The organism is Marinobacterium nitratireducens, assembly GCF_014645375.1.
In the GTDB taxonomy this organism is placed as follows: Bacteria; Pseudomonadota; Gammaproteobacteria; order Pseudomonadales; family Balneatricaceae; genus Marinobacterium_A; species Marinobacterium_A nitratireducens.
The window spans coordinates 378,209-390,382 of sequence record NZ_BMLT01000005.1 but is presented as its reverse complement, the minus strand read 5'-3'; the positions used below and the strand labels follow the sequence as shown (position 1 = coordinate 390,382).

10 protein-coding genes are annotated in these 12,174 nt (G+C 65.5%); all 10 read left to right on the top strand.

Annotated elements, in window-relative coordinates; translation table 11 throughout:
* The first annotated feature begins 148 nt into the window (after positions 1–148).
* The 10 genes from mraY (at position 149) to lpxC (ending at position 12,004) form a co-directional block, all read left to right on the top strand.
* A complete protein-coding gene (mraY, locus tag IEX85_RS12095) occupies positions 149–1,231 on the top strand; it encodes a phospho-N-acetylmuramoyl-pentapeptide-transferase (RefSeq protein ID WP_188860848.1) in 1,083 nt (360 codons plus the stop codon).
* Positions 1,232–1,267: 36 nt separating this feature from the next.
* Positions 1,268–2,626 carry a UDP-N-acetylmuramoyl-L-alanine--D-glutamate ligase gene (murD, locus tag IEX85_RS12090; protein ID WP_188860847.1) on the top strand — a complete coding sequence of 453 codons (1,359 nt, stop codon included), beginning with the start codon at positions 1,268–1,270 and terminating at the stop codon, positions 2,624–2,626.
* Positions 2,623–3,858: a putative lipid II flippase FtsW gene (gene ftsW, locus IEX85_RS12085; RefSeq protein WP_188860846.1), complete on the top strand. Its 1,236-nt coding sequence runs from the start codon at positions 2,623–2,625 to the stop codon at positions 3,856–3,858. Before murD ends, ftsW begins: the two co-directional genes overlap by 4 nt.
* Positions 3,855–4,940 (top strand): undecaprenyldiphospho-muramoylpentapeptide beta-N-acetylglucosaminyltransferase, encoded by a 1,086-nt coding sequence (murG, locus tag IEX85_RS12080; protein ID WP_188860845.1) that lies wholly within the window; start codon positions 3,855–3,857, stop codon positions 4,938–4,940. The genes ftsW and murG overlap by 4 nt, the downstream gene beginning before the upstream one ends.
* Positions 4,941–4,945: 5 nt before the next feature.
* Positions 4,946–6,379 carry a UDP-N-acetylmuramate--L-alanine ligase gene (murC, locus tag IEX85_RS12075; protein ID WP_188860920.1) on the top strand — a complete coding sequence of 478 codons (1,434 nt, stop codon included), beginning with the start codon at positions 4,946–4,948 and terminating at the stop codon, positions 6,377–6,379.
* A 13-nt stretch (positions 6,380–6,392) separates the two neighbouring features.
* Complete coding sequence (locus tag IEX85_RS12070; protein ID WP_188860844.1) at positions 6,393–7,346, top strand: D-alanine--D-alanine ligase; 954 nt, start codon at positions 6,393–6,395, stop codon at positions 7,344–7,346.
* On the top strand, positions 7,346–8,134 hold the full coding sequence (locus tag IEX85_RS12065; protein ID WP_188860843.1) for a cell division protein FtsQ/DivIB: 789 nt from the start codon (positions 7,346–7,348) through the stop codon (positions 8,132–8,134). The genes IEX85_RS12070 and IEX85_RS12065 overlap by 1 nt, the downstream gene beginning before the upstream one ends.
* Before the next feature lie 98 nt (positions 8,135–8,232).
* Positions 8,233–9,516 carry a cell division protein FtsA gene (gene ftsA / locus IEX85_RS12060; protein WP_188860842.1) on the top strand — a complete coding sequence of 428 codons (1,284 nt, stop codon included), beginning with the start codon at positions 8,233–8,235 and terminating at the stop codon, positions 9,514–9,516.
* Positions 9,517–9,612: 96 nt separating this feature from the next.
* Entirely contained in the window at positions 9,613–10,809 is a 1,197-nt protein-coding gene (gene ftsZ / locus IEX85_RS12055; RefSeq protein ID WP_188860841.1) for a cell division protein FtsZ, read from the top strand.
* A gap of 271 nt (positions 10,810–11,080) precedes the next feature.
* Positions 11,081–12,004: a UDP-3-O-acyl-N-acetylglucosamine deacetylase gene (gene lpxC, locus IEX85_RS12050; RefSeq protein WP_188860840.1), complete on the top strand. Its 924-nt coding sequence runs from the start codon at positions 11,081–11,083 to the stop codon at positions 12,002–12,004.
* The last annotated feature ends 170 nt before the right edge of the window (positions 12,005–12,174 follow it).

Below are 12,174 nucleotides of genomic sequence, written 5' to 3'. Positions count from 1 at the left end.
TCCAGGCGCGCCCGAAGGGAGCCCATCCAGTGGGCCAATACTGCGTTGCGCCTCTTGGAAAGGCTCACGGCATTCCCTGCGAGTCGCGCCTTGCCTTGGCCCACTGGATGGGCTCTGAACTTCAATATTTGCCCGGGAAGGAGCACTGATGCTGGTATATATCGCCGAATTCCTGGCGCAGTATTACAAGGGCTTTGCCGTATTTCAGTACATTACGCTGCGCGGAATACTCGGTGTCCTGACCGCCCTGAGCCTGTCGCTCTGGGCCGGCCCCAAGCTGATCAACCGTCTCAAAAGCCGACAGATCGGCCAGTCCGTGCGCGACGACGGGCCCCAGTCCCATCTCAGCAAGGCCGGCACGCCGACCATGGGCGGTGCGCTGATTCTGCTCGCCATCGGTATCAGCACGCTGCTGTGGAGCGATCTGGGCAATCGCTACGTCTGGATTCTGATCCTTGTCACCTTCATCTTCGGCGCCGTCGGCTGGGTCGACGACTGGCGCAAGGTGGTGGAGAAAAATTCCCGCGGCCTGCCGGCGCGCTGGAAGTACTTCTGGCAGTCGGTCGGTGGCTTCGGCGCCGCCATCGCGCTCTACGCCACCGCCCAGAGCCCGGCGGAAACCGCGCTGATCGTGCCGTTTTTCAAGGAAGTGGCGATCGATCTCGGCCTGTTCTTCATCGTCTTTACCTATTTCGTCATCGTCGGCAGCTCCAACGCGGTCAACCTGACCGATGGCCTGGATGGCCTGGCGATCATGCCCACGGTGATGGTCGCAGGGGCGCTGGCGGTGTTCGCCTACCTCAGTGGCCACAGCCAGTTCGCCGGCTATCTGAACATTCCCTACGTCGCCGGCGCCGGCGAGCTGATCATCTTCTGCGGCGCCATTGTCGGCGCCGGACTCGGGTTTCTGTGGTTCAACACCTATCCGGCGCAGGTGTTCATGGGCGACGTCGGCGCACTGGCGCTGGGTGCCGCGCTCGGCACCGTGGCGGTGATCGTGCGGCAGGAGCTGGTGCTGGTGATCATGGGCGGCGTTTTCGTCATGGAAACGGTGTCGGTGATTCTGCAGGTGGCGTCTTTCAAGCTGACCGGGCGGCGCATCTTCCGGATGGCGCCGATCCACCATCATTTCGAACTCAAGGGCTGGCCCGAGCCGCGCGTTATCGTGCGATTCTGGATCATCACCGTGGTACTGGTGCTGATCGGGCTGGCGACGCTGAAGATCCGCTAGGGGAATGTTGAACGGCATGGCAAGGATTACGCGGATATGAGCCTGATTTCGACGGACAGACTGTCGATCGTCATCGGTCTGGGCCAGACCGGGCTGTCCTGCGTGCGGCATCTGCTGCGCAGCGGCAAGCGCTTCGCCGTGGCCGATACCCGCGAGCAGCCGCCGGGGCTGGAGCAACTGCAAACACTGGCGCCGGACGTCGAAGTGCGCTGCGGCGAGCTCGACGCCGATTTTCTGTCCCGCGCCGACGAGCTGGTGCTGAGTCCCGGCGTCGATCAGCGCCACCCGGCCATTCGCGCGGCGGTTGCCCGCGGCGCCCGCCTGACCGGCGATATCGACCTGTTCTGTCGCGAAATCAGTGCGCCGGTGATCGCCATCACCGGCTCTAACGCCAAGAGCACCGTCACCACCCTGGTCGGCGAGATGGCCAGAGCTGCAGGCATCGACGTCGGAGTCGGGGGCAACCTCGGCACGCCGGTGCTGGATATGCTCGCGGCCGGCGAACAGGCGCTGTATGTGCTGGAGCTGTCGAGCTTCCAGCTCGAGACCACGTCGGATCTGCGCGCCGAGGTCGCCACGGTGCTGAATGTCAGCCCCGATCACATGGATCGCTACGACAGCGTGCAGGACTACTACCGCGCCAAGCACCGCATCTTCCGCGGCGCGCGCAAGGTGGTCGAAAATCGCGATGACCCGCTGACGCATCCACTGCTGCCCGGCGGTGTGGACGTCTGGGGCTACCGGCTCGGCAAGCCCGATCTCAAGGTGTTCGGCCTGCTCGATGACGCCCAGGGCCAGTCCTGGCTGGCGCTTGGACTCGAGCGCCTGCTGCCGGTCTCGGAACTGCGTATCCGCGGCATGCACAATGTCGCCAATGCGCTTGCGGCGCTTGCGATCGGCACCGCGGCGGGCCTCCCGCGCGCGGCGATGCTGACGACGCTGCGGGCGTTTTCCGGTCTCGAGCACCGTTGTCAGTGGGTGGCCGAAAAGCGGGGTGTGGCCTGGTTCAACGACTCCAAGGGCACCAACGTCGGTGCCACCGTGGCCGCCCTCAATGGCCTTGGGCCGACGCTGGCGCCGGGGGCAGGGGTGGTGCTGATCGCCGGCGGCGACGGCAAGGGCGCCGAATTCGGCGAGCTCGACGGGCCCCTGGCGCGCTTTGGCCGCGCACTGGTGCTGATCGGTCGCGATGCTCCGCGGATCGACGGGGCCGTCGGCAGCCTGACGCAGAAGTGCTATGCCAGCTCCATGGACGAGGCGGTGGAGAAGGCCGCCGCGCTGGCGCAGCCGGGGGATCTGGTGCTGCTGTCGCCGGCCTGCGCCAGCTTCGACATGTTCAGCGGTTATGGCGAGCGTGGCCGTCAGTTCGTCGACGCCGTCGGGAGGCTGACATGATCAGGACGCTGTGGCGCAACTGGCAACCGGTGGCGCCGGGGACGACACCGTTCGACCCCTGGCTGCTGATGGCCGCGGTCTGCCTGGTGCTGACCGGTTTCGTCATGATTACCTCGGCGTCGATGGATGTCGCCGCCGAGCGCTACGGTGGCGCCTTCTTCTTCAGTATCCGCCATGGCGTCTTCATGGTGATGGCGCTGATTACCGCCGTCATCGTCTCGCGGATACCCGTTGCGGTCTGGCATCGATACGGGCCGCACCTGCTGCTGATCGGGGCCCTGCTGTTGCTGCTGGTGCTGGTTCCCGGCGTCGGTCGCGAGGTCAACGGCAGCCGTCGCTGGATTGGCCTTGGCCCCGTCAACCTGCAGGCGTCCGAGCTGGCAAAATTTTTCATGGTGCTGTACCTGAGCGGCTACCTGGTGCGTCGTCTGTCGGAGGTACGCAACGGCTGGGGCGGCGTGATCAAACCGACGCTGCCGTTGGGGGCGCTGGTGGTCCTGCTGATCCTGGAACCGGACTATGGCGCTGCGGTGGTGCTGATGGGCACCGTGATGGGCATGATCTTTCTCGGTGGCATGCGCTTCGGCCAGTTTCTGGTGGTGGTGGGCGTGGCCTCGGCGCTGACCGCGCTGCTGGCGATCGCGCAGCCCTACCGCCTGGAGCGCCTGAAGTCGTTCCAGGACCCCTGGGCCGACCCCTTCGGCGCCGGCTATCAGCTGTCACAGGCGCAGATCGCTTTCGGGCGTGGCGACTGGTTCGGCACCGGGCTTGGCAACAGCGTGCAGAAGCTGTTTTACCTGCCCGAGGCCCATACCGACTTCGTGTTTTCGGTGCTGGCCGAGGAGTTCGGCCTGATCGGCGCGCTGGCGGTAATCGCGCTCTATGTGCTGCTGGTGGCGCGGATCTTCTTGATCGGACGCCAGGCGGAAAAGCAGAAGGCGTTTTTCATGGCCTACAGCTGCTACGGCTTCGGTTTCATCTTCGCCGGCCAGGCGCTGATCAATATCGGCGTCAACGTCGGCGCGCTGCCGACCAAGGGGCTGACGCTGCCGCTGCTGAGTTACGGCGGCAGCAGTCTGCTGGTCTGCGCCGCGATGATCGCCATCGTTCAGCGCATCGATTACGAACTCAAGTGCCAGCGCGCCGCACAGGGGCACGGGGGCAAACAAAAGGACCAGCCGACGTCCGGCAGCCGGGGGCGTCGCGGCCGGAACAGGGAGCAGCCGGCATGAGCGCCTATCGGGGAAAACGCGTGCTGGTGATGGCCGGCGGTACCGGCGGTCATGTCTTTCCGGCGCTGGCGACCGCCGACGAGTTGCGACGCCAGGGCGTCGAGGTGCAGTGGCTCGGCACCCGCAAGGGCATCGAAGCCGAGGTGGTGCCGGCGGCCGATATTCCGTTGCATTGCATCGATGTCACCGGTCTGCGCGGCAAGGGGCGTTTGAGTCTGCTGCTGGCGCCGGTACGGTTGCTGCGCGCGCTCTGGCAGGCGCTGGCGGTGGTGCGAAGGGTCAGGCCGGACCTGGTGCTGGGGATGGGCGGCTTCGCTTCGGGCCCCGGCGGGCTCGCCGCCTGGCTGACCGGGTGTCCGCTGGTGATCCACGAGCAGAACGCCACCGCCGGCATGACCAACCGGATTCTGGCGCGACTGGCCAAACGGGTGCTGGAAGCCTTCAGCGGCGCCTTCGGCGACCGACGCGGCGTGACCTCCACCGGCAATCCGGTGCGCGGGCCCATCCTCGAGCTGGCGCCGCCCGAGGCGCGTCTGGCCGGGCGGGAGGGGCCGCTGCGCCTGCTGGTCGTCGGCGGCAGCCTCGGCGCCCGCGCCATCAACCAGCTGGTACCGAAGGTGCTGGCGTCGCTGCCGCCTTCGGCGCGGCCGCAGGTCAGGCACCAGACCGGCAAGAAGCTGCTGGATGAAACCCGCGGCTACTACGCCCAGGCCGGGGTCGAAGCCGAGGTCGTGCCCTTTATCGAACGCATGGATGAGGCCTACGGCTGGGCGGATCTGGTGCTGTGCCGCGCCGGCGCGCTGACGGTAAGCGAGCTGTCGATTGCAGGCGTGGCGGCGGTGCTGGTGCCTTTCCCGTTTGCGGTGGACGATCACCAGACCGGCAACGCCGGATACCTGGCCGGCCCCGGGGCCGCGCTGCTGGTGCAGCAGCGCGATCTCGACGAGGCCGCCCTGAAGCGAATGCTGGAACAGTTGAGCGACCGCGAAACCCTGCTGGGCATGGCCAGGATCGCGCGCGCCCAGGGCCGGCCCGACGCCAGTCGCGAGGTCGCCCGGATATGTTTGGAAACCATGAAGTGAAAACTATGCAGAACAGCCCGACGGTGTTTGAAGTCCCGGAAATGCGCCGGATCCGCCGCATTCATTTCGTCGGTATCGGCGGCGTCGGCATGTGCGGTATCGCCGAGGTGCTGGTCAACCAGGGCTATCAGGTGAGCGGCTCCGATATCCGCGCCTCGGCCGCCACCGAGCGCCTCGAGGCGATGGGCGCGCGCATTCATATCGGGCATGCCGCGGAGCATGTCGATGATATCGACGTGGTGGTGACCTCGACCGCGGTCAACGAGCGCAACCCGGAAGTGGCCGCCGCCCGCGAGCGCCGCGTGCCGGTGGTGCGCCGCGCCGAGATGCTCGCCGAGCTGATGCGTTACCGTCACGGCATCGCGGTCGCCGGCACTCACGGCAAGACCACCACGACCAGCCTGATGGCATCGGTCTTTGCCGAAGCCGGGCTGGACCCGACCTTCGTTATCGGCGGGCGGCTCAACAGCGCCGGCACCAACGCCAAGCTCGGCGCCAGCCGCTACCTGGTGGCCGAGGCGGACGAAAGCGATGCGTCCTTTTTGCATCTGCAGCCGATGGTCGCGATCGTCACCAATATCGACGCCGACCACATGGAGACCTACGACGGCGACTTCAACCGCCTGAAGAAGACCTTCGTCGACTTCCTGCACAACCTGCCGTTCTACGGTCTGGCGGTGGTCTGCAGCGACGACGAGACGGTGCGGGAAATCCTGCCCCAGGTCGGTCGGCCGATGCTGACCTACGGCTTTAACGAGGAGGCCGACTACCGCGCCCTGGTGCTGGAACAGAACGGTCTGCGGACGCGCTTTCGCGCGCAGCGGCCGGACGGTCATGCCGATCTCGAGGTGACGCTGAACATGCCGGGCCGTCACAACGTGCTCAACGCTCTGGCGACCGTCGCCGTGGCCACCGACGAAGGCATCGGCGACGAGGCGATCTGCCGAGCGCTGGAAAATTTCGAGGGCGTCGGCCGCCGCTTCCAGGTGCTCGGCGAGCTGCCGGTCGATGGCGGCAGCGCCATGCTGGTGGATGATTACGGCCATCATCCGCGTGAGGTGCAGGCAACGATCCGCGCGGTGCGCGAGGGCTGGCCCGAGCGGCGGCTGGTGATGATCTACCAGCCGCACCGCTACAGCCGTACCCGGGATCTGTACGAGGACTTCGTGCAGGTGCTGTCGGAAGTCGACACCCTGCTGCTGATGGAAGTCTACGCCGCCGGCGAGGAGCCGGTCCCCGGTGCCGACAGCCGCAGTCTGTGTCGCAGCATCCGCCAGCGCGGACGCCTCGATCCGGTCTACGTCGAGAACGGCGACCAGGTGGCCGAGGTGCTGCGGGACATTCTGCGCCCGGGCGACCTGCTGTTGACCCAGGGGGCCGGCAACATCACAGCGCTGGCCCATGAACTGAAGTCGCAGACACTGACGCATGAGAGTTGAGGACAGAAACGAGATGGCGAGCGAGTTTCGTGTGGATGCAGCAGAGGCCGAACGTTTCGGCCGCGTCGCCGTAATCATGGGAGGCGACTCGGCGGAGCGTCCGGTATCGCTGAAAAGCGGCGCCGCGGTGCTGGCGGCGCTGCAGCGCGCCGGCGTCGACGCCTTCGGTATCGACCTGTACGGCGAGTCCGGCGAGCTTTGCCCCGTCGCGCAGCTGCAGGCGCAGCCGATCGACCATGCCTTCCTGATACTGCATGGCCGCGGTGGCGAGGACGGCGTGATCCAGGGCGTGCTGGAAATGCTGCGTATTCCCTATACCGGCAGCGGCGTCGAGGCATCGGCGCTGGGCATGGACAAGCTGCGCAGCAAGCAGCTGTTCGTCGGCGCCGGGCTGCCGACGGCACCGTTCGCGGTGCTGACCGACGCGGCCGGACTCGACGAGGCGCAGGAGCGGCTCGGCTACCCGATGATGATCAAGCCGGCGCACGAGGGTTCGAGCATCGGCATGAGCAAGGTCGCCAGCCGCGATCAGCTTGACCGCGCCTTCGCCGAGGCGGTGCGCTTCGACCGCAGCGTCATCGCCGAACAGTGGATCAGCGGCGCCGAATTCACCGTTGCGGTGCTCGATGGCGAGGCGCTGCCGCTGATCCGGCTCGAGACGCCGCACGAGTTCTACGACTACGACGCCAAGTACCAGGCCAACGATACCCGCTACCTGTTCGAGCACGGCCTCGATGCGGCGGCGGAAGCCGAGCTCAGGCGGCTGGCGGTCGAGGCGTTCGAGGTGGTGGGCTGCCGCGGCTGGGGCCGCATCGACGTGATGCAGGACGATAGCGGGCGTTTCTGCCTGCTCGAGGTGAATACCGCGCCGGGGATGACCGATCACAGCCTGGTGCCGATGGCGGCGCAGCGCGCCGGGATCGGCTTCGAGGAGCTGGTGGTGCGCATCCTGAGGTCCGCCGCCTGATGGGCAGCGCGCGTCGCATCGACCCCGCGCCTGCGGCAGCAGCGGCGCTGCCGGCCATGCCGCGAGGCGGCTGGCTGCGACCGCTGCTGTTGCTGGCGTCGCTGGGTCTGTTTGCGGCGCTGGTCTGGGCGCTGGCGCAGCAGGCCTGGCGCTGGCTCGACCAGCCGGTGGCCGAGGTCAGGGTGCTGGGCGAGGCGCGGCACCTGGATCGTTCGGCGCTGGCGCAGCGGCTCGCGGCCGGGCTCGGCAAGCCGTTGCTGCAGCTCGATCTGGCGCAGCTGGAGGAGCGGGTGCTGGACGAGCCCTGGGTGCATGGCGCGCGGATCAGGCGCGACTGGCCGCCGGCGATCGAGGTGCACATTGACGAAGAAGTGCCGGTGGCGCGCTGGGGCGACAAGGGTCTCCTGAATCATCAGGGCGACATCTTCTGGCCCGAGCTCAAACCCGAATATCAGACGCTGCCGCGACTGAACGGGCCGGCCAGCGATACCGGGCGGGTGATGGCGCAGTTCCATGACCTGACGCGAATGTTCCAGGGGGCGGGGCTCAGGCTCGTCAGTCTGTCGCTCGAAGCCCGAGGGGCCTGGACCCTGGAGCTGGACAACGGCATGCGCGTGGTGGTCGGGCGCGAACGGGTGGCGGAGCGGCTCAGGCGCTTTCTGAGCATTTATCGCGAGCGGCTGGCGGACGAAGCGCCGCGGATCGAGCAGGTGGATATTCGTTATACCAACGGCGTGGCGGTGAAGTGGAAGCCCGAGCCGGAGGCAGAGGAAAAGGCGGCAGGGTAGCGCCGTCGTCAGGGATACGCCGGCCCCGCAAGGGGGCGGTCACAGGTTGATGGGCCGGTTCAGACCGGACGAAACAGACGAGACAGCGGGTTAGCATTATGTCTGACAGTAACATGATCGTAGCGCTCGACATTGGCACCTCGAAGGTGGTGTGCCTGGTTGGCGAAGTCGGGCCGGAGGGCCGCATCGAGATCGTCGGTGTCGGTTCGCAGCCGTCCCGCGGCCTCAAGCGCGGCGTGGTGGTAAATATCGAGTCGACGGTGAGCTCGATTCAGCGTGCGGTCGAGGAAGCCGAGCTGATGGCCGGCTGCAAGATCCATTCGGTCACCGTCGGCATCGCCGGCAGTCATATCAGCAGCGTCAACTCTCACGGCATTGTCGCGGTGAAGGACCGGGAGGTGACCGAGCACGATCTCGAGCGCGTCATCGACGCGGCACGGGCGGTGGCCATTCCGGCGGACCAGAAAATTCTGCATATCCTGCCGCAGGAGTACCTGATCGACAACCAGGAGGGTATCCGAGAGCCGCTGGGCATGTCCGGCGTGCGGCTGGAGGCCCGTGTGCACCTGGTCAACGGCGCCACCAACGCGGTGCAGAATATCGAAAAATGCATCCGGCGCTGCGGCCTCGAAGTCGACCATATCGTGCTCGAGCAGCTCGCTTCGAGCTTCTCGGTGCTGACCGACGACGAGAAGGAGCTGGGCGTCTGCATGGTCGATATCGGCGGCGGCACCACCGACATGGCGATTTTCGTCGGCGGCGCCATCCGCCACACCGCGGTGATCCCGATTGCCGGCGACCAGGTGACCAACGATATCGCCATGGCGCTGCGCACGCCGACGCTGCACGCCGAACAGATCAAGATCAAGTATGCCTGCGCGCTGGCGCAGCTGGCCGGTGTCGACGAGACCATCAAGGTGCCGAGCGTCGGCGACCGCCCGGCGCGGGATCTGTCGCGCCAGGCGCTGGCCGAAGTGGTCGAACCGCGCTACGACGAGCTGTTCTCGCTGATCCAGGCGGAACTGCGGCGCAGCGGCCTCGAGGACCTGGTCGCGGCGGGCATCGTGCTCACCGGCGGTACCGCCAAGATGGAAGGCGCCGTGGAACTGGCGGAGGAAATCTTCCATATGCCGGTAAGGCTGGCGATGCCCAGCGGCGTCTACGGCATGGAGGACGTGCTGCGCAACCCGATCTATGCCACCGGCATCGGTCTTTTGCATTACGCGCGTCAGGAACACCAGTACCAGGCCCCGGTGGAAAAACTGCCGGTGCCGGCTCGAAGCGCGGCGCGCGATGCGCACCCGGCGCCGCGCAGCAGCGAGCTGCCGAGTCTTGGCAGTCTGTTCGGACGCATGAAAACCTGGTTTCAGGGCAACTTCTGAACCAGCTGAAGGATTTGAAGCTCGGATGGCTGGCGCTCCCCGCGGACCGCAGCCAACCAAGGTGCCATCAAGGCACGACAACGGAGGGAAGGGGAAATGTTTGAACTGGTCGATAACGTACCGCAAAGCGCGGTCATCAAGGTAATAGGCGTTGGTGGTGGTGGCGGTAATGCCGTGCATCACATGGTCAGCAGCGAAGTCGAAGGCGTCGAGTTCATCTGCGCCAACACCGATGCGCAGGCGCTCAATCACATGTCGGCGCGTTCGGTGCTGCAGATCGGCGGTGAGCTGACCAAGGGGCTCGGCGCCGGCGCCAATCCGGAAGTCGGGCGTCAGGCGGCGGTTGAGGACCGCGACCGCATCGCCGAAATGATCCGCGGCGCGGACATGGTGTTCATCACCGCCGGCATGGGCGGCGGCACCGGCACGGGAGCGGCTCCGATCGTCGCCGAGGTGGCGCGCGAAATGGGCATCCTGACCGTCGCGGTGGTGACCAAACCGTTCCCGTTCGAGGGGCGCAAGCGTCTCAAGATCGCCGAGGAAGGCATCAAGGAGCTGCGCGATTCGGTGGACTCGCTGATCATCATTCCGAACGAGAAGCTGATGCAGGTGCTCGGTCGCAACTGCAGCCTGATGAACGCTTTCAGCACCGCCAACGACGTGCTCAAGGGCGCGGTTCAGGGTATCGCCGATCTGATCACCCGTCCCGGCATGATCAACGTCGACTTCGCCGACGTGCGCACCGTGATGTCCGAGATGGGCATGGCGATGATGGGTACCGGTCTTGCCCGCGGCGACGAGCGCGCGGCGCTGGCGGCGGAAGCGGCGATCAAGAGCCCGCTGCTCGAAGACGTCGATCTCAAGGGCGCCAGCGGCATTCTGGTCAACATCACCGCAGGCCTGGATCTGAGCCTGGGCGAGTTCACCGAAGTCGGCAACATCGTCGAGGAGTATGCATCGGACGACGCCACCATCGTGGTCGGTACCGTTATCGATCCGGAGCTCACCGACGACATCAAGGTGACCGTGGTCGCCACCGGTCTCGATAAGCGCCGCGACGAGATCCGCGTGGTCAGCAACAATGGTGCCCGCAAGCCCGATGGCGGGCTGGATATGAACAATATCGAGCTGCCGACGGTGCTGCGCCGCCGCCGCCAGGAAGCGCTGCTGGACGAGCCGGAAGGCCCGGTCGAGCAGGAAAGCCAGCCGAGCCGCCTGCGTCAGACCGGAACCGGTCAGGCCGAGTACGGCGCGCTGGATATTCCGACCTTCCTGCGACGTCAGGCTGACTGATGGGGGACGAAGGTGACGGGTTACGGGTGACAGGTTACACGGTCAAGCGGAACGATGTGCCCGTAACCCGTAACCCGTAACCCGTAACCCGTAACCCGTAACCCGTAACCCGTAACCCGTAACCCGTAACCCGTAACCCGTAACCCAGGGGCCGTTCCCCTGTGCGATCGGCAGCGTTTTGTTGCGGTGCAGCATTTTCATTTGCCTCCGTCGTCATACCTTTGATACTATGCGCGGCTAATCTGGGTGAACTCTATTTTCGGCGGAACGAATGATCAGACAACGTACACTGAAGAACAGCATCAAGGCGACGGGTATAGGCCTGCATACCGGCCAGAAAGTCTACCTGACCCTGAAGCCGGCGCCGGTCGATACCGGCATTCTGTTCCGACGTGTCGATCTGGATCCGGTTGCGGAAATCACCGCTTTTGCCGACAAGGTGGTCGATACCACCCTGTCCAGCAACCTGTCCAACGATGACGGTATTCGCGTCGCCACCGTCGAGCACCTGCTGTCCGCCATGGCGGGCCTGGGCATCGACAACGCCTACGTCGAGCTCAGCGCCGAAGAAGTGCCGATCATGGATGGCAGCGCCGCGCCGTTCGTGTTCCTGATACAGTCCGCCGGTATCCAGGAGCAGGAAGCGCCGAAGAAGTTCATCCGTATCAAGCGCGAGGTCACTGTCACCTCCGAGGACAAGTCCGCCACCTTCAAGCCCTACGACGGTTTCAAGGTCGGTTTTACTATCGACTTCGACCACCCGGCCTTCGCCAACCGTAACATGAAGGCCAGTCTGGATTTTTCCAGCACCTCCTTCGTCAAGGAAGTGAGCCGGGCGCGGACCTTCGGGTTCATGCGCGATATCGAATACCTGCGCTCGCAGAATCTGGCGCTCGGCGGCAGCTTCGACAATGCCATCGTGGTCGATGACTACCGCATCCTCAACACTGACGGCCTGCGCTACGACGACGAGTTCGTCAAGCACAAGATTCTCGATGCCGTCGGCGACCTCTACCTGCTGGGCAAGAGCCTGATCGGCGAGTTCATCGGGCACAAGTCCGGTCATTACCTGAACAACATGCTTCTGCGCGAACTTCTGGCCCACGAAGATGCCTACGAAGTGGTGACCTTCGAGGGCGAGGAAACGGAGCGCTCGCCGATTTCCTACGCGGGTCCCGCGGTCGCGGCGGGCTGAAAAAAGGTGACGAGTTACGCGTGATAGGTGACGCGTGATATGCGCAGCCATCGTAGGATGGGTTTAGCGATGCATCTGCAGCGACCTCAACGGCTTCACTGCACTTTGGGCATCGCGTAACCCATCATATCGATCGTATTGCGGATCGATTGGCCCGGGTCGGCAGAGAA

Bases quoted from the DNA above. Each gene is read 5' to 3' on its own strand.
- mraY (WP_188860848.1), top strand. From the start codon at position 149: ATGCTGGTATATATCGCCGAATTCCTGGCGCAGTATTACAAGGGCTTT.
- murD (WP_188860847.1), top strand. From the start codon at position 1,268: ATGAGCCTGATTTCGACGGACAGACTGTCGATCGTCATCGGTCTGGGC.
- ftsW (WP_188860846.1), top strand. From the start codon at position 2,623: ATGATCAGGACGCTGTGGCGCAACTGGCAACCGGTGGCGCCGGGGACG.
- murG (WP_188860845.1), top strand. From the start codon at position 3,855: ATGAGCGCCTATCGGGGAAAACGCGTGCTGGTGATGGCCGGCGGTACC.
- murC (WP_188860920.1), top strand. From the start codon at position 4,946: ATGCAGAACAGCCCGACGGTGTTTGAAGTCCCGGAAATGCGCCGGATC.
- IEX85_RS12070 (WP_188860844.1), top strand. From the start codon at position 6,393: ATGGCGAGCGAGTTTCGTGTGGATGCAGCAGAGGCCGAACGTTTCGGC.
- IEX85_RS12065 (WP_188860843.1), top strand. From the start codon at position 7,346: ATGGGCAGCGCGCGTCGCATCGACCCCGCGCCTGCGGCAGCAGCGGCG.
- ftsA (WP_188860842.1), top strand. From the start codon at position 8,233: ATGTCTGACAGTAACATGATCGTAGCGCTCGACATTGGCACCTCGAAG.
- ftsZ (WP_188860841.1), top strand. From the start codon at position 9,613: ATGTTTGAACTGGTCGATAACGTACCGCAAAGCGCGGTCATCAAGGTA.
- lpxC (WP_188860840.1), top strand. From the start codon at position 11,081: ATGATCAGACAACGTACACTGAAGAACAGCATCAAGGCGACGGGTATA.